Origin of the sequence: Amycolatopsis sp. NPDC051372, assembly GCF_040682095.1 — a bacterium.
GTDB lineage: Bacteria > Actinomycetota > Actinomycetes > Mycobacteriales > Pseudonocardiaceae > Amycolatopsis.
Map to the genome: position 1 here is coordinate 186,977 of NZ_JBFBAF010000011.1, position 24,399 is coordinate 211,375.

17 protein-coding genes are annotated in these 24,399 nt (G+C 72.3%); 11 read left to right on the forward strand and 6 right to left on the reverse strand.

Annotated features, from left to right (window positions below):
- Positions 1 to 5 precede the first annotated feature (5 nt).
- The 6 genes from AB0M56_RS18980 to rpmJ all read left to right on the forward strand — a co-directional run bounded on the left by AB0M56_RS18980 (position 6) and on the right by rpmJ (position 8,367).
- Positions 6 to 1,361, forward strand: a complete 1,356-nt coding sequence (locus tag AB0M56_RS18980; protein ID WP_364177559.1) for an SWIM zinc finger family protein — start codon at positions 6 to 8, stop codon at positions 1,359 to 1,361.
- 955 nt (positions 1,362 to 2,316) lie between these two features.
- On the forward strand, positions 2,317 to 3,759 hold the full coding sequence (locus AB0M56_RS18985; protein WP_364177561.1) for a DUF5691 domain-containing protein: 1,443 nt from the start codon (positions 2,317 to 2,319) through the stop codon (positions 3,757 to 3,759).
- The gene (locus AB0M56_RS18990; RefSeq protein ID WP_364177563.1) at positions 3,756 to 4,841 is read left to right on the forward strand and encodes an AAA family ATPase; all 1,086 of its coding nucleotides are present in this window, start codon (positions 3,756 to 3,758) and stop codon (positions 4,839 to 4,841) included. The genes AB0M56_RS18985 and AB0M56_RS18990 overlap by 4 nt, the downstream gene beginning before the upstream one ends.
- Positions 4,838 to 7,018 (forward strand): DUF5682 family protein, encoded by a 2,181-nt coding sequence (locus tag AB0M56_RS18995; RefSeq protein ID WP_364177566.1) that lies wholly within the window; start codon positions 4,838 to 4,840, stop codon positions 7,016 to 7,018. The genes AB0M56_RS18990 and AB0M56_RS18995 overlap by 4 nt, the downstream gene beginning before the upstream one ends.
- Complete coding sequence (locus AB0M56_RS19000; RefSeq protein ID WP_364177569.1) at positions 7,015 to 8,184, forward strand: VWA domain-containing protein; 1,170 nt, start codon at positions 7,015 to 7,017, stop codon at positions 8,182 to 8,184. Before AB0M56_RS18995 ends, AB0M56_RS19000 begins: the two co-directional genes overlap by 4 nt.
- Positions 8,185 to 8,244: 60 nt before the next feature.
- Positions 8,245 to 8,367 carry a 50S ribosomal protein L36 gene (gene rpmJ, locus AB0M56_RS19005; RefSeq protein WP_220241881.1) on the forward strand — a complete coding sequence of 41 codons (123 nt, stop codon included), beginning with the start codon at positions 8,245 to 8,247 and terminating at the stop codon, positions 8,365 to 8,367.
- Positions 8,368 to 8,445: 78 nt separating this feature from the next.
- Here the strand turns inward: rpmJ and AB0M56_RS19010 are convergent, their stop codons facing one another.
- The 6 genes from AB0M56_RS19010 to AB0M56_RS19035 form a co-directional block, all read right to left on the reverse strand.
- Positions 8,446 to 9,921: an NAD(P)/FAD-dependent oxidoreductase gene (locus AB0M56_RS19010; RefSeq protein WP_364177687.1), complete on the reverse strand. Its 1,476-nt coding sequence runs from the start codon at positions 9,919 to 9,921 to the stop codon at positions 8,446 to 8,448.
- A 145-nt stretch (positions 9,922 to 10,066) separates the two neighbouring features.
- Positions 10,067 to 12,448, reverse strand: coding sequence for a polysaccharide lyase 8 family protein (locus tag AB0M56_RS19015; RefSeq protein ID WP_364177572.1), 2,382 nt, complete (start codon positions 12,446 to 12,448; stop codon positions 10,067 to 10,069).
- A gap of 197 nt (positions 12,449 to 12,645) precedes the next feature.
- Complete coding sequence (locus AB0M56_RS19020) at positions 12,646 to 14,142, reverse strand: aldehyde dehydrogenase (NADP(+)) (RefSeq protein WP_364177574.1); 1,497 nt, start codon at positions 14,140 to 14,142, stop codon at positions 12,646 to 12,648.
- Positions 14,143 to 14,145: 3 nt separating this feature from the next.
- The gene (locus AB0M56_RS19025) at positions 14,146 to 15,294 is read right to left on the reverse strand and encodes a hypothetical protein (RefSeq protein WP_364177577.1); all 1,149 of its coding nucleotides are present in this window, start codon (positions 15,292 to 15,294) and stop codon (positions 14,146 to 14,148) included.
- A 4-nt stretch (positions 15,295 to 15,298) separates the two neighbouring features.
- The gene (locus tag AB0M56_RS19030) at positions 15,299 to 16,555 is read right to left on the reverse strand and encodes a glucarate dehydratase family protein (protein WP_364177580.1); all 1,257 of its coding nucleotides are present in this window, start codon (positions 16,553 to 16,555) and stop codon (positions 15,299 to 15,301) included.
- Positions 16,552 to 17,493, reverse strand: a complete 942-nt coding sequence (locus AB0M56_RS19035; RefSeq protein ID WP_354867754.1) for a 5-dehydro-4-deoxyglucarate dehydratase — start codon at positions 17,491 to 17,493, stop codon at positions 16,552 to 16,554. The genes AB0M56_RS19030 and AB0M56_RS19035 overlap by 4 nt, the downstream gene beginning before the upstream one ends.
- Before the next feature lie 217 nt (positions 17,494 to 17,710).
- Between AB0M56_RS19035 and AB0M56_RS19040 the strand changes: the two genes are divergently transcribed.
- From AB0M56_RS19040 to AB0M56_RS19060, 5 genes are all read left to right on the forward strand, one after another.
- A complete protein-coding gene (locus tag AB0M56_RS19040) occupies positions 17,711 to 18,520 on the forward strand; it encodes an IclR family transcriptional regulator (RefSeq protein WP_220241887.1) in 810 nt (269 codons plus the stop codon).
- Between the two features lie 43 nt (positions 18,521 to 18,563).
- Positions 18,564 to 19,388: an NAD(P)-dependent oxidoreductase gene (locus AB0M56_RS19045; RefSeq protein WP_364177584.1), complete on the forward strand. Its 825-nt coding sequence runs from the start codon at positions 18,564 to 18,566 to the stop codon at positions 19,386 to 19,388.
- A gap of 277 nt (positions 19,389 to 19,665) precedes the next feature.
- A complete protein-coding gene (locus AB0M56_RS19050) occupies positions 19,666 to 20,550 on the forward strand; it encodes an AraC family transcriptional regulator (protein WP_364177587.1) in 885 nt (294 codons plus the stop codon).
- A 110-nt stretch (positions 20,551 to 20,660) separates the two neighbouring features.
- On the forward strand, positions 20,661 to 22,583 hold the full coding sequence (locus AB0M56_RS19055; protein ID WP_364177589.1) for a maleylacetate reductase and hydroxyquinol 1,2-dioxygenase domain-containing protein: 1,923 nt from the start codon (positions 20,661 to 20,663) through the stop codon (positions 22,581 to 22,583).
- 14 nt (positions 22,584 to 22,597) lie between these two features.
- Positions 22,598 to 24,358, forward strand: a complete 1,761-nt coding sequence (locus AB0M56_RS19060; RefSeq protein ID WP_364177592.1) for an FAD-dependent monooxygenase — start codon at positions 22,598 to 22,600, stop codon at positions 24,356 to 24,358.
- Positions 24,359 to 24,399: the final 41 nt, after the last annotated feature.

Genomic DNA, 24,399 nt, shown 5'->3' on the forward strand with positions numbered 1-24,399 from the left:
GAAACGTGGCCGAACAGGTGGCAGCGCGCTGGAGTCCCGAGCAAGTCGCCGGGCTCGCGCCGGACCCGGCGTCGGCCAAGGCCGGGCGAGGGCTCGCGGCGCCGGCGAAGTGGTCGGGTGCGGGCGCTTCGGCGCGGGCGGTGTGGGGTTCGTGCAAGGGCAGTGGCGCGAAGCCGTACCGCACGGTGGTCGAGCTGGCGGGGCCGGCGTTCAAGTGCACGTGCCCGTCGCGGAAGTTCCCGTGCAAGCACGCGCTGGGGTTGCTGCTGCTGTGGTCGGCGGAGCAGGTGCCGTCCGCTGCCGAGGAGCCCGATGTCGCCACGTGGCTTGCCGAACGAGAGGCGCGGGCGTCGCGCGCGGAACGCAAACCGGACGCGCCGAAGGACCTGGAAGCCGCCGCCAAACGGGCGCAGGAGCGGCTCGCGCGCGTCACCGCGGGCGCGGCGGAGCTGCGCGGCTGGCTGACCGACCGTGTTGGTGCCGGCTTCGCGAGTTTCGAACGCAGTGCGTTCGAGGGCGGTGGTTTCGACGGCGGCGGCGGTTTCGGAGGCGGTGCTGAGCAGCTGCGCACAGTAGCCGCGCGGATGATCGACGCCCAGGCGCCGGGCCTGGCCGGCGGCCTCCGGCGCGCGGCCGGGCTGGTCGGGCGCGGCCGCGACTGGCCGGGTGACCTGCTGGCCGAGCTGTCGCTGCTGTACGTACTGGCGGGCGCGGCGCTGCGCCTGGACGAGCTGCCTTCGGCGCTGGCCGAAACCGTGCGCACGCGCCTGGGGTTCTCGGCTGGCACCGCGCAGGTGCTGGAGTCCGGTGAACGCGTCGCCGACCAGTGGCTCGTGACCGGCGCGGTCGACGACGAACAGGACAGCCTCCGCACCCGTCGCACCTGGCTGCGCGGCCGCCATTCGGGGCGCGTGGCGCTGGTCCTGTCCTTCGCCCCGCCCGGGCGGCCGTTGGACAGCTCGCTGCCCCCGGGCTACGTCGTCCCCGGCGAGCTCGCCTTCCACCCGGGCGCGCTGCCTTTGCGCGCGCTCGTCGCGGATCGCACCGCGGCCGTCCCGACCCCGGTCCCCCGCGGCGACACCGTCGCCGACGCCTTGGCGGCGTTCGCCGAGGCCCTCGCCGTGGACCCGTGGCTCGACCGCTGGCCCGTGCTCCTGTCCGACCTCACCCCCGCCCGCCACGACGGCGGCTGGGCCCTGTCCGATGTGGACGGTGCCGCCCTGCCCCTGCTGCCGGGCGTCGACCCGTGGCCCCTGCTCGCCCTCGCCGCGGAACACCCGGTGACCCTCGCGGCCGAACTGACCCCGGCCGGCCTGCGCCCCCTGACGTGCTGGCACCCGAACGGCGTGGTGCGCCTGTGACTTCGACACTGTGGGAGAGACCGGAAACCTTGGCACCGCAAGCACATCAGCCCGCGCCACGGCCGCACCCACGCCGGTCCGCTGTGCCGACGGCGCCGCCTTCGCACCACGCGGACCCCGCCGCGCCAAGGCTTCAACCGAACGTCTCGACCGGCGATCTGTCGCCAGTGCGCCCGACCAACCAGCCCAGGCCGGCAGCACACCCCGCAACCACGTGCCCGCCCGAGACCGGGAGCCGTCCGGCAGGCGCCGCCGGGCAACAACGGCCGGCGCGCCTGAACAATCAGCCCAGGCCGGCAGTGCACCCCGCAACCACCTGCCCAACCGAGTCCGAGCGCCGTCCCGCCAACGCAGCCGAGCAACGGTCCGCGGCGCGCGCGACCAACCAGCCCAGGCCGGCAGCACACCTCGCAACCACCTGCCCGGCCAAGGCCGAACGCCGTCCAGCAGGCGCAGCCGAGCAACAGTGCCCGGCGCACCCAACCAAGCAACCCAGGCCCGCACCGCACCCCGCAACCACCTTCCCGATCGAGACCGGGAGCCGTCCAGCAGACGCCGCCGGGCAACAACTGCCAGCGCACCCAACCAAACAACCCAGGCCGGCAGTCCATCCCGCAACCACCTACCTGGCCAAGGCCGAACATCGTCCAGCAGGCGCAGCCGAGCAACAGTTCCCCGCGCACCCGACCAAACAACCCAGGCCCGCACCGCACCTCACAACCACCTACCCGACCAAGGCCGGGAACCGTCCTGCACGCGCGGCCGCTCAACGATTCCCGACCCGCCCAGTCCGGCCAACCCGGCCGGCCACCGGCTCGGGAACGCATCTCCCGCAGCCGCACCCGCGCTCTACAGCGGCGACCGGCCGTTCCTCCGCGCCCACCATCGCCGCGGGGCGGGGCCCGGGTCGTCTGCAGGCGCGTGCCGGCGGAAAAGCCGAGAAGGTGGTGGGCCGATGAAGGCGTGGGAAGACCTCGTCGGCACGGCGTTGCTGGGCACGCGCCGCCGGAGTCTCGACGTGAGCGGGCTGCCGGACGAGGTGCGGGAGGTCGCGGGCAAGGCCGAAGACCAGGCAGACGCCGTGCTCGCCACCGCGGCGTTGCTCACCAACTACCGCCGTGCGGGCCGCCTCCCCGTGGCGAACGCGCGCCGCGAGGAGCCGGCCAAGCCCGACGGGCGGCGGTTCGTCTCGCCGCTCGCGCGGGAGCGGCTGGCGCGGTTGCTGCACGCGAACCGGCCCGAACTGCTCGAAGAGTGGCTGCACACGGCGGCCGGGCAAGGGTTGCGGGTGGGGCCGGAGCTGCTGCCGGCGCTGGCGGACGCGGCGCGGGCGCGGGTGTCGTTGCGGGCGCCGCTCGGGGAGGTGGCGGGGCCGGTCGGGGCGTGGCTGGGCGAGCGCAACACCGGCTGGGCGTTCCTGGTCGCCGAGGTCGAGGACGACAGCGACGACGCCTGGCAGTTCGGCACTCCCGCACGGCGCCAGGCGTGGTTCGAACGGGCGCTCGCGCAGGATCCCGCGGCGGCGCGCGCGGCGCTCATGGCGACGTGGCGCACCGAGCCGGCCGACCTGCGCGCGGTGTTCCTCGCGTTGCTGGGCCGCCACCTCACCCAGGACGACGAGCCGTTCCTCGACGCGGCCCTCTCCGACCGGGCGGCGGCGGTGCGCGACACCGCTGTGCGGCTGCTCGGCGGGCTGCCCGACACCGGGCTCGGCAAACGGATGGCGGCGCGGCTGCAGGAGTGCGTCACCGTGCGCAGCCGGTCGCTGCGGGCCGACGTCCTGCAGGTCACGCTGCCGGGGCCGGACGAGTCGCTGGTACGCGACGGCGTCCGCGTGCCCCACGGGCCCGGGCAGGACACCGCGCGGCTGCGGGCGATCATCGCCGCCACTCCGCTTGCCTTCTGGGCGGAGTTCGGCACGCCGGGCGACCTCGTGGGCATGCTCGTGGAGGGCTGCCCGCTCACCGTGGTGCGCGAAAGCTGGGCCACGGCGGCGATCCGGCAGCGCGACGAGGCGTGGGCGCAGGCGCTCGTGGAAGCCGAACCCGGCGGCCGGGCCACGGCGGCGCTCGTCGGTGTACTCGCGCCGGAGAAGCAGGCCGCCACCATCGCGAAGCTGGCGCGCGGCCTGAAGGTCGAAGCGCTCACGCGGCTGATCCTCGACCTGCCGCAACCGTGGCCCGAGGAGCTGGGCCGGGTGCTGCTCGACTGGGTCGCCGCGCAGCAGGACCACCGGCTGGTGGCCCACGCCGCCGCGCTCATCGCCAAAGCGGTGCCGCCGGGTTGCCTGCGCCACCGCCTGTCCCTGGTCCCCCAGCCCGGCGAAGCCGCCCCGTGGCGGCGCGCCGTGGCCGAAACCCTGACTTTCCGCCGCGAAATGCACGAGGAGCTCTCATGACGTCCGCAGTCCTCCGGCCCCACGCCGAGCAGGAGTACGCCGGTGAACTGGCCGCGCTGGCCGCGGCCGATGACCGCGCGAAGCCGCCGTCGTGGCTGCTCTCGCCGTGGGCCGTGGTCACGTACCTGCTGGGCGGCACGCTGCCCGACGGCACCGAGATCAGCCCGAAGTACGTCGGCCCGCGCCGCCTGATCGAGGTCGCCGTCGCCACGCTCGCCACCGACCGCGCGCTGCTGCTGCTCGGCGTGCCGGGCACCGCCAAGACGTGGGTGTCGGAGCACCTCGCCGCCGCGATCAGCGGCGACTCCACGCTGCTCGTGCAGGGCACGGCGGGCACCGCCGAAGAGCAGATCCGCTACGGCTGGAACTACGCGCGCCTGATCGCCGAGGGCCCGAGCGAACAGGCGCTCGTGGAAAGCCCCATCCTGCGCGCGATGCGCGACGGCAAGGTGGCCCGCCTCGAGGAGCTCACCCGCATCCCGGCCGACGTGCAGGACTCGCTGATCACCGTCCTGTCGGAGAAAACCCTGCCCGTGCCCGAACTCGGCACCGAGGTTCAAGCACGCCCCGGCTTCACGCTCGTGGCCACCGCCAACAACCGCGACAAGGGCGTGAACGAGCTGTCGAGCGCGTTGCGCCGCCGGTTCAACACTGTCGTGCTGCCGCTGCCCGACACCGCCGAGGCCGAGGTGGAGATCGTCAGCCGCCGGGTCGCGCAGCTGGGCGCCTCGCTCGCGCTGCCCGCCGAAGCGGCCGAGCTGACCGAGATCCGCCGCGTCGTCACGGTGTTCCGCGAGCTGCGCGCCGGCCGCACCGAAGACGGGCGCACCGCGGTCAAGACCCCGTCGGGCACGCTGTCGACGGCCGAGGCGATCAGCGTGCTCACCGGCGGGCTCGCGCTCGCCGCGCACTTCGGCGACGGCGTGCTGCGGGCGCAGGACGTCGCCGCCGGCATCCACGGCGCCGTGGTGAAGGACCCGGTCGCCGACCGCGCGATCTGGATCGAGTACCTCGAAACCGTGGTCCGCGAACGCGACGGCTGGGCCGACTTCTACCGCGCGGGGCAGGAGATCAGCGGATGACCACGCACCTGCTCGGGATCCGGCACCACGGGCCGGGTTCGGCTCGGGCGGTGGCCGCGAGGCTCGCCGAGCTGGAGCCCGACGTGGTGCTCATCGAGGGCCCGCCCGAAGCCGACCAGCTCGTGGGCCTGGCGGCCGACGAGGACATGCGGCCGCCCGTCGCGTTGCTCGCGTACGCCGCCGACGACGTGTCGCGCGCGGCGTTCTGGCCGTTCGCGGTGTTCAGCCCCGAGTGGCAGGCCCTGCGCTACGCCGCGGAAGCCGGGGTGCCCGTGCGGTTCTGCGACCTGCCGGCCGCGCACCAGTTCGCGCTCGGCGACGAAGATCGCGTGCCGCGCACCGATCCGCTCGCCGAGCTGGCGGCCGCGGGCGGCTACGACGACCCCGAGCGGTGGTGGGACGACGTCGTGGAGTCGCGGCGCGGCGGGGAGTCGCCGTTCGAGGTGATCGCGGAGGCGATGACCGCGCTGCGCGAGGACGAACGCCCCGAGGACCTCCACGAACAGCGCCGCGAGGCGTACATGCGCGGCGTGCTCCGCAAGACGCGTAAGGAAGGCTTCGAGCGCATCGCCGTGGTGTGCGGCGCGTGGCACGTACCGGCGCTGGCCGATCCCCTGCCGCCGGCGACCCGGGACCAGACCGTCCTCAAAGGACTGCCGAAGCGCAAGGTCGTGTGCACGTGGGTGCCGTGGACCCACGGCCGGCTCGCCACGGCGAGCGGCTACGGCGCGGGCGTGCGCTCGCCCGGCTGGTACCACCACCTGTTCACCACGGCCGACGACGTCACCGCGCGCTGGCTCACCGCCGTGGCCGGGGTGCTGCGCGAGGAGGACCTGCCGGTCTCGACGGCGCACGTAATCGAGGCGGTGCGACTGGCGGAAACGCTGGCGGCGCTGCGCGGCAGGTCCTCGGCGGGCCTGGCGGAGGTCGACGCCGCCACGCGCTCGGTGCTGTGCTCGGGCGACGACGTGCAGGCGGACCTCGTCACGCGCAAGCTCGTAGTCGGCGAACGACTCGGCGAGGTCCCCGAAGCTGTGCCGCAGGCTCCGCTCGCGGCCGACCTGATCGCGACCGCGCGCCGGCTGCGGCTCAAACGCGAGCCGACCGCGCGCGAGCTCGATCTCGACCTGCGCACGCCCGGCGGCCTCGACCGCTCGCGGCTGCTGCACCGGCTCAGGCTGCTCGACATCCCTTGGGGCAGCCCGGAAATCTCGGCGACACGCAGCAAGGGCACCTTCCGCGAGACGTGGACGCTGTGCTGGGAGCCGGGCTTCGAGGTCGACCTGGTCGCGGCCGCCGTGCACGGCACCACCGTCGCCTCGGCGGCGTCCGCCCGCGTGCGCGAGGCGATGGCCGGCAAGCCGCCGCTCGCCGACATCACCACGGCCGTGGAGGGCTGCCTGCTCGCCGGTCTCGGCGACGCGCTGCCGGAGGTGCTGACCGCACTCGACGTCCGCGCGGCGGCCGACACCGACGTCGCCGACCTCATGACCTCACTGCCCCCGCTGGCCCGGTCCACCCGCTACGGCGATGTGCGCGGAACCGACATCGCGCAGCTGCGGGAGGTCGCGGACCGCCTGCTCACCCGCGTGTGCGCCGGGCTGCCGCCGGCCGTCCACGGCATCGACGACGACGCGGCCCGGAAGTTCTGCGACCTGATCGACAACATCCACGAAGCCACGACCCTCCTGGGCGACGCGGCGCGCGAACGCTGGCTCACCGCGCTGCGCAAGCTCGCCGGCCGCGACTCCCTGCCGTCGTTGCTCGCCGGCCGCATCGTGCGGCTGCTGCACGACGCCGACCTGTTCGACAGCGCGGAGGTCGAGCTGCGCCTCGGCCGCGCGCTCACCCCGGGTGTCGAGCCGGCCGCGGGTGCGGCCTACGTCGAGGGCTTCTTCGCCGGCGGCGCGCTCCTGCTGGTCCACGACGAGCGCATGCTGCGGGTCGTCGACACCTGGCTGGGCACCATCCCGTCCGACGTGTTCACCGAGGTGCTTCCCTTGCTGCGCCGCACTTTCGGCGCCTTCGCGGGACCGGAGAAACGCGCCATCGGCGAACGCGCCGCCACCCTCTCCGGCGGCGCCCCCGCGACTCGCCTCGCCGCCGACGAGCTGGACGAGATCCGCGCCCGCAGTGCCCTGCCCGTGCTCGCGACCCTTCTCGGAGCAGCGTCATGACCACCCCGGACCCCGATCGTCTGCGCCGCTGGCGCCTCGTGCTCGGCGGTGGCGAGGACGGCACCGGCCGCTCGCTGTCCGAAGAGGACAGTGGCCTCGACGCCGTGCTCGCGGCCCTCTACGACCGGCGCGACGAGCCCGTCCGCTCGGGCGACCGCCGCGGCGCGACCCTCAACTCCTCGGCGCCGCGCGTCGCCCGCTGGCTCGGCGACATCCGGCGGTACTTTCCGGGTTCGGTCGTGCAGGTGATGCAGCGCGACGCCGTCGACCGGCTCGGCCTCACCCGCATGCTGATGGAGCCGGAGCTGCTGAGCGCGGTCGAACCCGACGTGCACCTGGTCGGCACGCTGCTGTCGCTCAACGGCGTGCTGCCCGAGGAGACGAAGGAGACGGCGCGCTCGGTCGTGCGCACCGTGGTGGCCGAGCTCGAGGAGCGCCTGGCCGAACCCACGCGCGCGGCGATCCGGGGCGCGCTCGACCGCGCAGCCCGCACGCAGCGCCCGCGGGCCGCGGACATCGACTGGGCCCGCACCGTACGCACGAACCTGAAGCACTACTCCCCCGAGCTGAAGACCATCGTGCCCGAGCGGCTGGTCGGCTTCGGCCGGCGCCAGCTCAGCGTGCAGCGCGAAGTGATCCTCGCCGTGGACCAGTCGGGGTCGATGGCGGAGTCGGTGGTGTACTCGGGCCTGTTCGGTGCCGTGCTGGCGTCCATGCGGGCGCTGAGCACGAAGTTCGTCGCCTTCGACACGGCCGTGGTGGACCTCACCGAGCACCTCGACGACCCCGTCGAGCTCCTCTTCGGTACCCAGCTCGGCGGCGGCACCGACATCAGCCGCGCCATCACCTACTGCCAGGGCCTCGTCGAACGCCCCGAGCAGACGCTGCTGGTGCTCATCAGCGACCTCTACGAAGGCGGCGTGCGCGACGAGCTGCTGCGCCGCGTCGGCGAGCTGGTCGGCTCGGGCGTGCAGGTCGTGACCCTGCTGGCGTTGTCGGACTCCGGCGCGCCGTTCTACGACCACGAGAACGCCGCCGCGCTGGCCGAGCTCGGCGTGCCGGCCTTCGCGTGCACCCCGGACTTGTTCCCCGAGCTGATGGCCGCGGCGCTGCGCCGCGAGGACCTCGGCCGCTGGGTGAGCGCCGCCACCGCGACCGGGGATTAAACCGACCGGTCATCTGGTTGAAGAAGACAGAACGAGACTTCGAAGAGAGGACGGGTAACCATGAAGGTTCGCGCGTCGGTCAGGTCGCTGGCTCGCCAGCAGGGGGCCCAGGTCATCCGCAGGCACGGCAAGATCCTCGTGATCAACCGCGACAACCCGCGGAACAAGGCTCGCCAGGGCTGAGCTGCACAGCGTCGGGCGCCATCCACCTCAGGTGGGTGGCGCCCCTTTTTTACGCTCAGAGTGCGCTCAGCCGTGCGCTCAGGCCGGCGTCGGGATGCGTTCGTCCGCCCGGCGGAAGGCCATGACACCGTCGTCGAGACGGTTGAGACGCATGTCGGCCAGGTCCAGCAGGTAGTTCTGGCGCATCACCCACGGGCGGCGGTCGCCTTGTTTCGGCAGGGCCGAGGTGGCGCGTTTGATGTAGCCCGACATCAGGTCGACGACCGGACGCAGGCCCGTGGTCGGGGCGCGGCCCGGGTCGGGGGCGCAGGCGACGTAGCCGTGGCGGTCCATGTGCGAGATCAGCCGGCAGACGTACTGCGAGGCGAGGTCGGCGCGCAGGGTCCACGAGTTGTTGGTGTAGCCCACGCACCACGCCAGGTTGGGGATGCCGCCGAACATCATGCCTTTGTAGACGAGCTGCTCGCCCGGCTTGATGGCCCGGCCGTCGACGGTCAACGCGACCTGGCCGAACGCGACCATGCGCAGGCCGGTCGCGGTGACGATGACGTCGGCGGGCAGCTCACGGCCGGACTCCAGCTGGATGCCGCCCGGGGTGAAGCGGGTGATGTGGTCGGTGACCACGTCGGCCTTGCCGCTGCGCAGGGCGCGGAACAGATCGGCGTCGGGCACCAGGCACAGACGCTGGTCCCACGGGTTGTAGGCGGGCACGAAGTGCGGGTCGACGGGGATCGACGGTGGCAGCTGCTTCGCCACGCCGTCGCGCAGCACCGCGGCCGCGCGCTCGGGCAGGCGGCGCATGAGCTGGAAGAACAACGTGCCCATCACCACGTTCTTGCCACGCACCAGCCGGTGCGCCAGGTTCTCCGGCAGCACGGCCCGCAGGCGGTCGGCGAGCGCGTCGGCGCCGGGGCGCGCGACGACGTAGCTCGGCGAGCGCTGCAGCATGGTCACCGAAGCCGCTTCGGGCGCCATCGCCGGCACCAGCGTCACGGCGGTGGCGCCGCTGCCGATCACCACCACGTTCTTGCCCGCGTAGTCCAGATCCGCGGGCCAGTGCTGCGGGTGCACGATCTCGCCGGCGAAGTCCTCGCGGCCCGGGAAGTCGACGACGTGGCCGCTGTCGTAACTGTAGTAGCCGCTGCACAGGTACAGGAATGAGCAGGTGAACGTGACCGGCTCGCCGTCGTGCTCGGCCTCGACCGTCCAGCTCGCTTCGGCCGAGGACCACGAAGCGGACACCACACGGTGCCCGAAGCGGATGTGGCGCTCGACGCCGTAGGCCTCGGCCGTGGCGCGGATGTAGCTGAGGATCGACGGACCGTCGGCGATGGCCTTCGGGTCCTTCCACGGCCGGAACGGGTAACCGAGCGTGAACATGTCCGAGTCGGACCGGATGCCCGGGTAGCGGAAGAGGTCCCAGGTCCCGCCGATCGAGTCGCGGGCCTCCAGGATCGCGTACGTCTTGCCGGGAGTCCGCAGCTGGAGGCGGCACGCCGCCCCGATCCCGGACAACCCCGCGCCCACCACGAGGACATCGACGTGCGTGGCGATCGTGATCACTCTCCCCGGCTCGAGCGTGTTCCCGGGATCGTACCGTCGGAAGGCCCTGTCGGCCGGGCCCGGGCAGAACGAGATTCGGAAGTGGGGCCCTGCCGGGCCGGGCGGGGAATCACCGGCCCGGCAGGGAAACCTTGGGTCAGCGCGGCAGGTGGACCACCTGCGTCGCGCCGAAGGTGCCCTTCAGCGGGACCTCCACGGTCTGGCGCCGCACCGTCACCCGCACGCTGTCCTGCGTCTGCGTCGGATCCGAGACGGCGAGCTGCCAGCCCGAGCCGCTGCGCCCCAGGGCCACGGAAGCCGGACCTGAGACAGTCACCTCATCTACAGTATCCGCCTTGTAGAAGTTTGCGAGCAGTGTGTTGTCCCACAGCCGAATCGCCTGAACGGCGGCTGTGTTCGCCCGCACTCGCCACGCGAGCACCGACGCGACGGTGCTCACGACCGAAGCCGCGGGCAACACCGCGTACGCGTATTTCGCGTCCGACGGATTCACTCCGTGCTCGATCACGAGCTTCTGGTAACGCCGTGTGTACGGATCGGTCGTGCCCTTGGTGTTCGCGCCCGTGTCGATGTCACGCCACGCGCCGGTGCGGTCCTCGCGCAGCGCGGTGACGTCGGCCTTGTCGAGCAGCACGTAGCCGGCGACGTCGTCGAGGTGCAGCCAGCGCGGGTTGCGCAGCGACGCCGTGCGGCCCAGCGCGGACGAGACGAGCCGCGCGTCGGCCAGCAGCGTGCCCCGGCCGTTCTCCCCCAGGTTGCGGTTCTCGATCGTGGTCCGCACCTGCTGCCCCGACGTGTCGGTGATCCCCGCGCCGAGGCACACGACGCCCGCCGGCGTGAAGAACCACGACTTCTTCGCGGTCAGCGTGCCGTCCAGCGACACGAAGTCGAAAGCGTACGCACCGTGGCGCGCGTCCCAGCGCACGCCGCCGACGTGGGCCTTGGTCGACATCGGCGTGGACTGCAGCGCACCCGTCGGCCCGGCTTTCGTGGTGGCACCGGGCAGCAGCAGCGGGTCGACGGTCGGCCAGTACGCGTCGGAGTAGTGCCCCTTGGCCTTCGGCAGGAACAGGTACAGCACACCGTCGCCGACGTACCAGCCGTGCTGGTTCATGCCGTTGATCGACTCGTAGCGCGAGATCCGCGTGGATCCCACGGCGAGCGAGCTCGACCAGCCCTCGGTCACGTGCAGCATCCGGTCCTGCTGGCCGAAGATCCGGTGTGTGGCCGTGATCGGCGTCGGCCGCACGTGGGTCGCGAGCATCTCCTGCGCGAACTCGATGCCTGGCGTCGCCACGAGGTCCGGGCCCGGCGCGAACCGCTCCGGGTCGGGGATCTCCAGGAACGGCGCGTACGTGCCTTCGGAGATCCACTTCGCCGCGAGGCCCGACAGCTCGGTCTTGGCTGCGCCGGTGGCCGAGCGCGCCAGCAGGAGCGTGGCGACGGTGAGCTGGTGGCCGATGTCGTGGCCGGTCTCGCCCTGGCGCGAGAGCATCCGCCCGCGCACCGGCTCCATCAGCGCGCCCGCGTAGACGAACGGCGCGAACGTGTCGGGCACCAGCGCGTAGATCTTCTGCTTGAGGTCCTCGGGCAGCGCGTACTCGGTGCCTTCGGTCACGTGGATCGCGCCGGAGAGCGCGGTCAGCAGCACGATGCCGTAGTGCCCGGGGTACGGGATGGTGTCGTGCTGGATGAACGAGCCGTCCACGTGGAAGCCGTCGCTGCCCGCCTTGTCCAGCTTGGCCACGAGGCTCGCCGCACCGCCGCCGGCGACGTCGGTGAGCGCGTCGATGCCCGTCTTGATCCACGCGGTGTCGCCGATGAGCGCGCCGGAGACGATCGAGATCAGGGCCTTGTCGGCCCGGTTGGCGCCGGTCTCGACGGTGCTCGGGCTGTTTGCCCGCACGTTGGGGTTGCCCACGAACCGCTTGATCGGGCTGACGTAGCGCGCGAGCTCGTCGGCCGTCAGCTCGTCGGCGACCGTGACGAGGGTGTGCAGCACGTAGTACGGCACGCCGATCTCGTAGGTGTACCAGTTGCCGATCTCGCCGACCTGCGGGTTGTACTGGCTCGCGTAGATCAGCTCGAGCGCCTTCTTGATGCGGTCAAGCACCTGCGGGTCACCCGAGAGCGTGCCGCCCGGGGTGCCCCAGTCCACGGCGATCGCCCGCAGCCGCGCGTACATCGAGGTGGTGTAGTCACTGCCCGGCCCGAGTGGCAGGTCGGTCCACAGTGGACCGCCGGTGACGGTCATCGTGTCGTTGTAGGCCTTCGCGACGCGGCCGAGGTTCTTCAGCGCGGCCGTGCGCTCGGGCGAAGGCCGGTTGATCCCGGTCTGCATCTCGCGGTAGCCGACCACGATCGCTTTCAGCGGATCCGTGGCGGTGCCGTTCGCGGCGGACCCGGTCTCGGCGGGCGCGGCACCCGCCGCGAAGGCCGGGTGCGCGGCGGCGGTCAGGGCCACCGACGCGGCCGCGACGGCGCCGCCGCGCAGGGCAGTTCTCCGGTTTACGGGCATGACAATGCCTCCCAGGATCAAGACGTCCTTGGCTTGCGGGATTTTCGGGGAAGGGACTGTGCCGATCGTTGCCGATCCGACCACAGTCACGGCCGAATGGCTTCGCAGCAACGGTTACGTGCCGCGTGGGGGTCGGCCTACTTTTGGCCGGATCGGCAAAACGAGAATTCAGTTGTGGTTGCGCAGCGGGAAAACGGTCAGCGCGCTCCGTCCGTGCGCCTCGGCAGCTGCCACGGGTTCTGCTCCTGCAGCGGCTCGGGCAGCAGCGCGTCGGGGAAGCCCTGCCACGCGACCGGGCGCAGGAACCGCTCGATGGCGGCGGTGCCGACCGACGTGGTGGTGGGCGCCGTGGTGGCCGGGTACGGGCCGCCGTGCTGCTGCGCCCAGCTCACCGTGACGCCGGTGGGCCAGTCGTTCCACAGCAGCCGCCCGGCGAGGCGGGTCAGCGAAGGCAGCAGCGGGCGGACGTAGTCGGCCTCGTCGTCCTCGCCCTGCACCGTCGCGGTCAGGCCCGGCTCCAGCGTGTCGAGCACGCCGATGAGCTCGTCGGCGTCGCTGTAGGTGACGATCAGCGACGCGGGACCGAAGTGCTCCTCCCGCACCGCTTCCCCGCCGGCCAGGAACTCCTTGGCCGTGGTCGAGAGCAGGCTCGGGGTGAACGACTCGCCCTGGTGCGTGCCGTCGACGACCGTGGTCACACCCGGAGCCTGGCGCAGCTCGGAGAGCTTGTGCGCGAAGCCCTGCGCGATGCGCTCGTTGAGCATCGGCTGCCCGGCGACGGCGCCGACGGCCTCGCGCAGCACGTCGTCCAGACCGTGGCCTTCGGGCAGGAACAGCAGGCCCGGCTTCGTGCAGAACTGTCCGGCACCGAGGCTGAACGACCCCGCGTACGCCTTCGCCACGGCCTCGCCGCGCTGGGCGACCGCGCCCGGCGTGACGACGACCGGATTCACGCTGCCGAGCTCGCCGTAGAACGGGATCGGCGTGGGCCGCGAGACGGCGATGTCGAACAGCGCGCGCCCGCCCGGCACCGAGCCGGTGAACGACGCGGCCTGGACGCGCGGATCCTTGAGCGCGGTCACACCCTGCTCGAATCCGTGGATCACGGCGAACGCGCCCGCGGGCGCACCGGCGGCGGCGAGCGCGCCGACGACGATCTCGCCCGTGCGCGTGGACAGCTCCTCGTGGCCCGGATGCGCCTTGAGGATCACCGGACAGCCCGCGGCCAGCGCGGAGGCGGTGTCGCCACCCGCGACGCTGAACGCGAACGGGAAGTTGCTGGCCGCGAACACCAGCGTCGGGCCGATCGGCACGAGCACGCGGCGGATGTCGGGGCGCGGGCCCATGGGCCACTCGGCGTCGGCGTGGTCGACGGTGGCCCCGAGGAACGCGCCGTCGCGCAGGACCTGGCCGAACAGGCGCAGCTGGAACGTGGTGCGGGCGAGCTCGCCCTTCAGCCGCGGCACGGCGGGCAGGTGGGTCTCGGTGTGGGCGAGGGCGATCAGCTCCTCGGCTTCGGCGTCAAGAGCGTCGGCGGCGGCTTCGAGCCAGCCGGCGCGTTCGGTGGGCGTGCTCGCCGCGAACGGGCGGGCGGCCGCGGCCGCGGCGGCGAGGGTGCGCTCGAGCTCCGGTGCGGAGGTTTCTCGGCTCATGGTGGAACGTGTCTCCTCGGTGGATCGCTCAGGTTCAGGCACGGTTCAGGGCAGGCTGCGGGCGGCCGCCGTGGCCGCGTGCAGGTCCGGCCACCGGCCGGGACCCGCCAAGCCCAGATGGTAGAGGTGCAGCTCGGCCGCGCCGGCCTTGCCGAGCTCGGTGACGTACGCCTCGACGTCGGGCACGGGGCTCGCGGCGACGGCGGTGATGTAGCTGCCCACCGCCACGTCCTCCGGCAGCGCCCGCCGGGCCGCGGCCACGGCGTCTACGCTGCCCTGTCCCGGCGCCCAGTTCTGCAGCACGACCACGGCGGCGTCCGCGGCCGCGGTCGGCGTGAGGCCCGGCAGCGCACCGGTGACCCACGGGTCGAGCGCGCCGTGCAGCACGATCCGCATGCCCGGTTCCAGCTCGGCGAGCACCGCGGCCCGCAACGCGTCGGTGGCGCGGTGGCGCCCGGCGAGCACGGTGTCCTTGAGCACGACGGGCAGCCGGTCCTCGGTGACGGTGAGGTCGGCCGTGTCGAGCAGCCGGCGGACCTCCGTGCGCAGCGTCGCACGCACCTCGGCAGTGTCCAAACCGGTCCAGCCTTCGGCGCACGCGTCGCAGCAGCAGATCGACAGCAGGCGCGCCACGGCGGGCGCCCACACGCCGTCGGTCTTCTCGTGCTGGTGCTGGTGCACCGCGCCGAGCGGGCCGCACGCCTCGAGGATCACCGACGAAAGCTCCAGCCCCGCCACGGCCTCGGCGGTCAGCGTGGCCGCGTACTCGCGCACGGCAGGCTGGGCCGGACACAGTGCCCAAGGGTAGGACTCGCCGAAGCAGTTGCGCACGGTGTACTGCGGGAAAGCCGTGCCCAGCCGGGAATTGTGCGTGAGCACGATCCAGGCAGCGGCGCGAATCCCCGCGGTGTTGAGCAGGCGCACGGCGTCGCCGCCGCTGTCGGGCCGCGCGACCCAGTCCGGAGTGGACGGACGCAGTTCCCTGCCCTGCCACGCTTCTTCACGAACGGGCCGGTAGCTCGCCGCCGTGCGAGCGATCACCGAGGTGCGCTCGGCGGAGTACGGCGTGGCGGCCCGGGCGCTGTGGTAGGTCAGCGCCACGGCGACCTCGTCCACCTCCAGGTCCTGCACGCGCTCCACGAAACCGGGGTCGCCGAGGACGTCCCAGGAGTACGCGTATCCAGTCACCTTCACGGGGTCACCACCGGGCCGTGTTGGGTTCGAAGTCCGGTACGTAGGAGCGCATGTAGGTCACGTCGTCCCGTTTCGTCAGTCCACAACGAACGTAGTCCTCGTGCGCGCGGGCCAGCGCGTCCTGGTCCAACTCGATGCCCAGCCCCGGCTTGTCCGGCACCACCACCGCGCCTTCGACGAACTCCAGCACCCCAGGCACGATCACATCGGTCGTCTTCCACGGCCAGTGCGTGTCGCACGCATACGTCAGGTGCGGCGTCGCGGCGGCCACGTGGACCATCGCGGCGAGGCTGATGCCGAGGTGGCTGTTGGAGTGCATCGATAGCCCGACCCCGAAACTCTCACACAGCACCGACAACGCCTGGGTGTCGCGCATCCCGCCCCAGAAGTGGTGATCGGACAACAGCACCCCGATCGTCCGGGCCCGGAACGCGGCCTCGATGTCGCCGAAGTTGACGACGCACATGTTGGTCGCCAACGGCATGCTCGCCTCGGCCGCGACCCGCGCCATGCCCTCGATGCCGGGCGTCGGGTCTTCGAGGTACTCCAGGACACCGTCGAGCTCGGCCGCGACCCGGATGCTCGTGTCGACGGTCCACGCGGCGTTCGGGTCGATCCGCAACGGGTGACCCGGGAACGCCTCCGCGAGCGCGCGGATGCCTTCGACCTCCTCCTCAGGCTTGAACACGCCGCCCTTGAGCTTGATCGAGCGGAACCCGTACTGCTCGACCATCCGCCGGGCCTCGCCCACGAGCGCCTCCGGCGTGATCACCTCGCCCCAGGAATCCACGTCGGCCCCGACGTGAGCGCCGTACTTGTAGAACAGGTACGCCGAGAAATCCACCGCGTCGCGGGCCTTGCCGCCCAGCAGATCGACGACCGGACGACCGAGCACCTGGCCCTGCGCGTCCAGGCATGCGACCTCGAACAGCGAATACACGCTGGCGATCGTCTTGCGGATGGAGAACCCGCCGATCAACCCGTGCTCGTCGGTCAGCACCGTCCCGGCCAGCACCCGCGTGACGATCCGCTTCAACCCCGGCAGATCGAACACATCGTGCCCGGCCACCTCGGGCACAACCTTGCGCACCTCACCCAGAAACGCCGCGTCACCGTAAGACTCACCGAGCCCGACGACACCGTCGTCGCACACCACCTGCACCACGCTGCGCAACGCGAACGACTCGTGCACCCCCATCACGTTCAACAACGGAGGATCCGCGAACGCGACGGGCGTGAGCACCACATCCCGGATGTTCATCGGCCCTCGATCCCCTTGAGCACCTCGAACCCGCGCTCCACGATTCCGCCGAGCCGGTCGATCTGCTCGGTCGTCGGCTCCACCAGCGGCGGCCGGACCGTGCCGACCTTGTCACCGCGCAGGCGGGCGGCGGCCTTGACCAGCGACACCGCGAACCCCGGCGTCTCATCTCGCAACGCCACCAGCGGCAGGTAGAACCCGGCCAGCAACGTGTCCATCACGTCCGTGTCGCCCTCGGCCAGCGCGCGGTGGAACCGGTGCGCGATCTCCGGCGCGAAACAGTGCACCGCCGAGGAATACCGCGCCACGCCGATCGCCGCGTACGCCTTCGCCGACACCTCCGCCGTCGGCAACCCGTTGAAGAACAGGAAGTCCTCGGACCGCTGCGTGCCCAGCGAGCGGATCGTGGTGACGATGCGCGTCATCACTTCCGCGTCGCCGTACCCGTCCTTGAGCCCGACGATCGACGGGATGTCGAGCAGCCGTGCGGCCGACGGAGCCGTGAACACCCCGGTGCCGCGGTGGTACACGATCACCGGCACCGACGTGTCGCCCACGGCGAACCGCACGAAATCGACCAGCCCCGCCTGCGGCCCGGAAACCAGGTACGGCGGCAGCAGCAGCACACCGTCGGCACCACCGGCCTGAGCCGCGGCCACACCCGCGCGCGCGGCGGCCGCACCGCCACCGGCCCCGATCCACACGGGCACGCGCCCGGCCACGACTTCGCGCGCCCGCGCCAGCAGCGCCGCGACCTCGTCGGGCGACAGCGAGGAGAACTCGCCCGTGCCGCACGCGACGAACAACGCCCCCGCGCCGGCGGCCACGTGGCTTTCCACGTTCTCCGCGAACCCGTCGAGGTTCACCTCGAGGTCCTCGGTGAACGGCGTCAGCGGGAACGCCAGCAGGCCGTCCAGCTCGATCTTGGGCTGTGCCATCAGTTTCTGCTCTTTCCGTCCTCGTCGGGGCGTCCGGGTGGCGTGCCCGGCCACGGGTTCGACGATCCCACCGCCGCCGTCTCCTCGCTTGAGACCGCCCCGGTGTTCACATTCTTGAATGGAGTCTGTTATGCTGATTATGTTCATCCATAAGAATGCTGTTCGGGACGCTAATATGGCCGGAGTCACAAGTCAACGGCCCGGTTGGAGGACGCACATGGCGCAGAAGCCGGCCACCGCGGAGCGGATCGCGACGCCCGGTGCGGAGAGCGCGGGCGTGAAGTCCGCGCGGCGCGCCATCGACCTCATCGAGACGTTCGCGGCCAACGACGTGTGGCTGTCGCTGTCCGACCTGCACGCGCGCACCGGTTTCCCGCGGTCCAGCCTCCACGGCCTGCTGCGCACGCTGCTGGAAGCCGGCTGGCTCGAAGCCGACGCGAACACCGCGCGCTACCGCCTCGGCGTGCGCGCGCTGATCTGCGGCACCGCCTACCTCGACCGCGACGCGATCGTCCCGTTCGCCACCGAGGCGCTGGAGCGCATCCGCGAGAAGACCGGGTTCACCGCGCACTTCGCGCGCCGCAACGGCACAGAGGTCGTGTACCTCGAGACCCGCGAGTCGCAGCACTCGACGCACCTCGTCTCGCGCGTCGGCCGCACGCTGCCCACCCACGCCACGGCGCTGGGCAAGGCGCTGCTCGCCGAGCTGACGCACGACGAGATCGAAGAGCTGATGCCGGCGAAGCTCCCGCCGCTCACGCCGCACACGATCACCACTCGCGAGCAGCTGCACGCCGACCTCGCGCGCACCCGCGAGGTCGGCTACGCCGCCGAGATCGAGGAAGGCACGCTCGGCGTCCGGTGCGTCGCCGCCGTGATCCCCTACCGCATCCCGGGCACCGACGCGATGAGCTGCTCGATGCCGGTCGGCCAGGTCACCGACGCCGACGTCCAGCGCGTCGGCGAGCTCCTGGCCGAGACGACCGCCGAGCTCGGGCAGCAGCTGCGCCGGGCCGGCATCCGCTGACCGCCGCCATTCCCCTGTTGCGAAGCGTTTCGAGAGGAACCCCATGGCAGACCAGCGCGTGCTGATCACCGGATCGGCAGGCATCGTCGGCACCCTGATGCGCCCGCGGCTGCGCAAGCCCGGCCGGGTGCTGCGGCTGCTCGACCTGGCCGAGCAGGCTCCGGCCGAGGCGGGCGAAGCCGTCGAGATCGTCACCGGCTCGGTCACCGACCGCGAGGCGATGGCGGCGGCCTGCGCCGGTGCCGACGCCATGATCCACCTCGGTGGCCACAGCCGCGAGAACACGTGGGAAGCCACGCTCGACGTCAACATCAACGGCACCCACACCGTGCTCGAAGCCGCCCGCGAAGCCGGGGTCAAGCGGGTCGTCCTCGCGTCGAGCAACCACGCGGTGGGCTTCCGCCGCAACGCCGACGCCGGTATAGCCGGCCTGCCCGCCGACTCGAGCCCGCGGCCGGACACCTACTACGGCGTGAGCAAGGCGGCCATCGAGTCGCTGGGCAGCCTGTACGCGTCGCGGTTCGACATGGACGTGATCGTGATCCGCATCGGCTCCTGCTTCGAGACGCCGCTGCCCCTCGGCCCGCGCGGGCTGACCACGTGGCTCTCCCCCGACGATGGCGCCCGCCTGTTCGAGGCCTGCCTGAGCGCGCCCTCGCCCGGCTACCGGCTGGTCTGGGGTGTCTCCGACAACACCCGGCGCGTCTACTCTCTCGCCGAGGCCGAGGCGCTGGGCTACAAGTCCCTCGACAACGCCGAGGTCTACGCCGAGCAGCTCGCCGACAAACCCGCGCCGACGGGCGCGGCCGCCGAGTTCGTCGGCGGGCCGTTCTGCACCGCTCCGCTCGGGCAGTTCAACCCGCTCTGAGCCACCCCCGCGGGCCCGTGAGGCCCCTCGGCCTGGGCGGAGCCGAAGGGTCGTGGCAACGTGTCCACCGGCTTCGGTCAGGAGTCGGGCCAAGCGCTCGGCTGGGGTGTCCCAGCCGAGCGCATTGGGTGGACGGCCGCCTGAGGCATCCCCTGAACCGGGGTGTTGCGACCACTCCCGGAACCCGAGCTGCCCGGTGGGCCTTCACGCGTCCGGTCGAGCCACGCAGGCGCCTACACTCGTGGTGTTCGGAGACGGCGCGACGAGGAGGACGCGGGTGGGTGAGCTTTCGGCCGCCGACACCAACGGCATCCTCGCGCTGCCCTGGATCCGGCCCGAACGCACCAGCGCCGGTCTCGGCTGGGAGCACCTCTACCTGTCGAAGCAGCACGAACGGCCCCACCGCGGCCTGTTCGCCGCGGCCCCGACCCACCAGCTCATCCTGCACCTGGCCGGGCCGGTGACGGTCCGCCGCCGGGTCGGCACGCCGGGAGAGCAGAGCCGGCGTGTGCCGGCCGGCGGCCTGTTCCTGCAGCCTTCGCACGCGGACTTGTCCGTGGAGCTGGGCGGGGAGCTCGACACGCTGCACGTGTACGTCGCCGACTCGGCCGTGCAGGAGGCCGCGGGCACCGACACGCCGATCCGGCTCTCGGAGGAGCTCGGCACCGTCGACCCGCTGCTGGAGCAGCTCCTGCTCTCCCTCGACGGCGTGGTCCGCGACTGGGAGCCGAGTGCTCGCACCTACGCCGACCAGCTGTGCGCCCTCGTGGCCACCCACCTCACCCGCCGCCACCGTGCCGGGGGCACCACCGCCGAGCCGGTCCCCGCGGCGCCCGCCGCGTTGTCGGACCGGCAGTTCGGCCGCGTACGCGACCTGATGGCCGAGCGGCTCGCGGAACCGCTGGGGCTGCCCGAGCTGGCGGCCGTGACCGGGCTGAGCGTGAGCCGGTTCGCCCGCCGCTTCAAGGCCCGCACCGGCCTGCCCCCGCACCAGTACCTGCTGAAGCTGCGCGTCGAGCAGGCCCGGCTGCTGCTGCGCACCTCCAGCGACCCCATCGCCGACATCGCGGCCGGCTGCGGCTTCTCGCACCAGGAGCACCTCACGCGGGTGCTGCGCACGCAGCTCGGCACCACCCCCGCGGCCCTGCGGCGCGAGGGATAGGCGCCCCTGCGGGTGACGCGCGCGTTTCGTGCTGCCTGCGCGGCAGGAACGTGCAGGAAACCGGGCGGCGACATCCGGATACTCGAGGCACCCGCGTGGAAGGACCAACGATGTTCAGCTACACCGCGAACCCGGCCCGGGTCGTCTTCGGCAGCGGCACCCTCGCTTCGCTGCCCGACGAGGTGCGCCGCCTCGGCGCGACCCGCGTCCTGCTGCTGGGCAGCCCGCCGCTGGCCGGACCTGCGGACCGCGTCGCCGACTCGCTCGGCCCGCTGCTCGCCGCCCGCTTCGACGAAGCCGCGATGCACACACCCGTGGACGTGACCGAGCGCGCGCTCAAGGTCGTGACCGAGAACGACGTCGACTGCGTCCTCGCCATCGGCGGCGGCTCGACGACCGGTCTGGCGAAGGCGATCGCGTTGCGCACGGATCTGCCGCAGATCATCGTGCCCACGACCTACGCCGGCTCGGAGATGACCCCGGTGCTCGGCGAAACCGCCGACGGGCGCAAGACCACCCAGACCACACCCAAGGTCCAGCCCGAAGTCGTCGTCTACGACGTGGACCTCACCCTCAAACTCCCGGTCCAGGTGTCACTCACCAGCGGCATCAACGCCATGGCCCACGCCGTCGAGGCCCTCTACTCGCCCGACGCCAACCCGATCATCGACCAATTCGCCCTCGAAGCGATCCGCCTGCTCGCCTCCGCCCTGCCCCGCATCGCCGCCGACCCGTCCGATCCGAACGCCCGCAGCGAAGCCCTGCGCGCCGCCTGGCTCGCCGGCACCTGCCTCGGCTCCGTCGGCATGGCCCTGCACCACAAGCTCTGCCACACCCTCGGCGGCAGCTTCGACCTCCCGCACTCCGAAACCCACACCGTGGTCCTGCCCTACGCCATGGCCTACAACACCACCGGCGCCCCCGACGCCCTGCGCCGCATCGCCGAAGTCCTCGGCACACCCGACGCCGCCACCGGCGTCTACGACCTCATCGCGAGCCTGCCCGTCCCCCACTCGCTGAGCGAACTCGGGTTCACCGAAAACGACATCACCACAGCCGCCGAGATCGCCACCGCCAAGCCCTACCCCAACCCGCGCGAGATCACCCGTGACGGCATCGAGGACCTGCTGCGCCAGGCGTGGGCGGGCACCCGCCCGGCCCCGGCCGAGGGCACCAAGCCGGACCTGCGCGCCCTGACACGGGAGGTCGTGGACAGCTTCGCCTCGACGCCCAGCCCGCGTCTGCGAGAGCTGCTGCAGGACCTGGTGCGCACGCTGCACTCCTACGTGGTCCGCACCGACCTCACCCAGCAGGAGTGGGAGTTCGCGATCGAATTCCTGACGCGCACGGGACACATCACCGACGACAAGCGCCAGGAGTTCATCCTGCTGTCCGACACGCTCGGCGTGTCCAGCGTCGTCGACGTCCTCACCAACTCCCGCACGCCGGACACCACCCCGTCGGCCGTGCTCGGCCCGTTCTACGTGGAAGGCCCGCCGGAGACCGAGCAGGGCTCAGACCTCGCCGCGGGCCTGCCCGGCACTCCACTGTGGACGGACGTGCGGGTCACCGAGCCCGACGGCACCCCGGTGACCGGCGCCGTGGTCGACGTCTGGCAGGCCAACGAGGACGGGTTCTACGACGTGCAGCTGCCGGACCTCGACGGCCCGGTCCTGCGCGCCCGCTTCCGCACTGATGCCGAAGGCCGGCTGCGGTACTGGTCGATCGTGCCCTCGGCCTACCCGATCCCGGCCGACGGCCCGGTCGGTCAGATGCTCGGCGCGGTCGGCCGCCACCCGTACCGCGCACCCCACGTGCACTTCATGATCGCCAAGCCCGGTTACCGGACCCTGGTGACCCAGCTGTTCGTCAAGGGCGGCGACTACCTCGACTCCGACACCGTGTTCGGCGTCAAGGACGGCCTCATCGTCGACTTCACCGAGCAGACCGGCCCGGCGCCGGACGGCCGCGAGCCCGCCCACTGGCGCCGGCTCGACTTCACCTTCCACATCTCCCCCGCTCCCGCTCACTGACGAGGAATCCCGCCATGACAGAGTTCGACACCGACGTGATCGTGGTCGGCAGCGGGCCGGCCGGCGGGTCGGCCGCGCTGGCGCTGGCGACCTACGGCGTGCCCACGGTTCTGGCCACCAAGTACGGCTGGACGGCCAACACGCCCCGGGCCCACATCACCAACCAGCGCGGCATGGAGGTGCTGCGTGACCTCGGCGTCGAGGACCAGGCGCTGGCGCAGGGCACCCCGCCGGAGCTGATGGGCGACACCGTGTTGTGCACCTCGCTGGCCGGCAACGAGATCGGCCGCATCACCAGCTGGGGCACCGGGGAACGCTCGGCGTCCGAGTACGGCGCGGCGAGCCCGTGCCACATGATCGACCTGCCGCAGACCTACCTCGAGCCGATCCTGGTCTCCAACGCGGCCAAGCGCGGCGCGAAGCTGCGGCTGGACACCGAGTTCCTCGACTACACCCAGGACGCCGACGGCGTCACCGCGCGGTTCCTCGACCGCGTGCGCGGCGACGAATTCACCCTGCGGGCGCGGTACCTCGTCGGTGCCGACGGCGCGCGCAGCCGCGTCGCGGAGCAGGCCGGGCTGCCGATCGCGGGTGAGACGGGCAAAGCCGGCTCGATGAACATCACGTTCAAGGCCGACCTCGCGCCGTACGTCGCCCACCGGCCGAGCGTCCTCTACTGGGTGATGCGGCCGGGCGCGCACATGGGCGGGATCGGCATGGGCCTGGTGCGCATGGTGCGGCCGTGGAACGAGTGGCTGCTCGTGTGGGGCTACGACATCGCCGGTGAAGCGCCGGAGGTCGACGTCGCCGAGGCCACGCGGATCGTGCGCGACCTGATCGGCGACCCCGAGCTCGACGTCGAGATCACCTCGACGTCGTTGTGGACGGTCAACCACTCCTACGCCACGCAGTACTCCAGCGGCCGCGTGTTCTGCGCCGGCGACGCCGTGCACCGGCACCCGCCGTCCAACGGACTGGGGTCGAACACGTCCGTGCAGGACTCGTTCAACCTCGCGTGGAAGCTCGCGATGGTCGTGCGCGGTGAAGCCGGTGAGGGGCTGCTGGAGACGTACTCGGCCGAGCGCGCGCCGGTGGGCAAGCAGATCGTCGACCGGGCGAACCTCTCGCGCGACCAGTTCGGCCCGATCTTCGAAGCGCTCGGCATCGCGGGCGACACCGACTCCGACGGCATCGCGGCCGGCCTGGCCGCCTGCGAAGCCGCCACCGAGGACGGTGCGCGCCGCCGCCGCCGGCTGGAGAAGGCGATCGAGCTGAAGAACTACGAGTTCAACGCCCACGGCGTAGAGCTCGACCAGCGTTACGCCTCGACCGCCGTGCTCGCCGACGGCCCGGCCGACACAGCCCCGGTGTCCGGCCGCGACCCGGAACTCTTCCACCACGCGACGACCACGCCGGGCGCGAAGATCCCGCACGTGTGGCTCGTCGGCGCACACGGCCGCCGGGAGTCCACTTTGGACCTGGTGGGCCACGGCAAGTTCACGGTGGTCACCGGGCTCTCGGGCGCCGCGTGGCGCGTGGCAGCGGAAAAGGCGTCCGCGGAGCTCGGCCTGGACCTGCGCGTGCTGACGGTCGGCGCCGACGACGCCCGCGACTCCTACGGCGACTGGACCCGCGCCAGCGAGATCGACGAGGCCGGCGCGCTCCTCGTCCGCCCGGACGGCTACATCGCCTGGCGCCACTCGACCGGCGCCGCGGAACCGGAAGCGACGACGGCGCTGCTGACCGCGCTGAAAACCGTGCTGTCGCGGGCCTGAGCTCGACGCGCTCCCGCCCGCGGGGTCACTTCGGTGGCTCC

Excerpts from the sequence above, each read along its gene's own strand:
- rpmJ (WP_220241881.1), top strand. The coding sequence starts at position 8,245 with ATGAAGGTTCGCGCGTCGGTCAGGTCGCTGGCTCGCCAGCAGGGGGCC.
- AB0M56_RS19015 (WP_364177572.1), bottom strand. The coding sequence starts at position 12,448 with ATGCCCGTAAACCGGAGAACTGCCCTGCGCGGCGGCGCCGTCGCGGCC.
- AB0M56_RS18990 (WP_364177563.1), top strand. The coding sequence starts at position 3,756 with ATGACGTCCGCAGTCCTCCGGCCCCACGCCGAGCAGGAGTACGCCGGT.
- AB0M56_RS19030 (WP_364177580.1), bottom strand. The coding sequence starts at position 16,555 with ATGAACATCCGGGATGTGGTGCTCACGCCCGTCGCGTTCGCGGATCCT.
- AB0M56_RS19035 (WP_354867754.1), bottom strand. The coding sequence starts at position 17,493 with ATGGCACAGCCCAAGATCGAGCTGGACGGCCTGCTGGCGTTCCCGCTG.
- AB0M56_RS19045 (WP_364177584.1), top strand. The coding sequence starts at position 18,564 with ATGGCAGACCAGCGCGTGCTGATCACCGGATCGGCAGGCATCGTCGGC.
- AB0M56_RS19055 (WP_364177589.1), top strand. The coding sequence starts at position 20,661 with ATGTTCAGCTACACCGCGAACCCGGCCCGGGTCGTCTTCGGCAGCGGC.
- AB0M56_RS18985 (WP_364177561.1), top strand. The coding sequence starts at position 2,317 with ATGAAGGCGTGGGAAGACCTCGTCGGCACGGCGTTGCTGGGCACGCGC.
- AB0M56_RS19040 (WP_220241887.1), top strand. The coding sequence starts at position 17,711 with ATGGCGCAGAAGCCGGCCACCGCGGAGCGGATCGCGACGCCCGGTGCG.
- AB0M56_RS18995 (WP_364177566.1), top strand. The coding sequence starts at position 4,838 with ATGACCACGCACCTGCTCGGGATCCGGCACCACGGGCCGGGTTCGGCT.
- AB0M56_RS19060 (WP_364177592.1), top strand. The coding sequence starts at position 22,598 with ATGACAGAGTTCGACACCGACGTGATCGTGGTCGGCAGCGGGCCGGCC.
- AB0M56_RS19000 (WP_364177569.1), top strand. The coding sequence starts at position 7,015 with ATGACCACCCCGGACCCCGATCGTCTGCGCCGCTGGCGCCTCGTGCTC.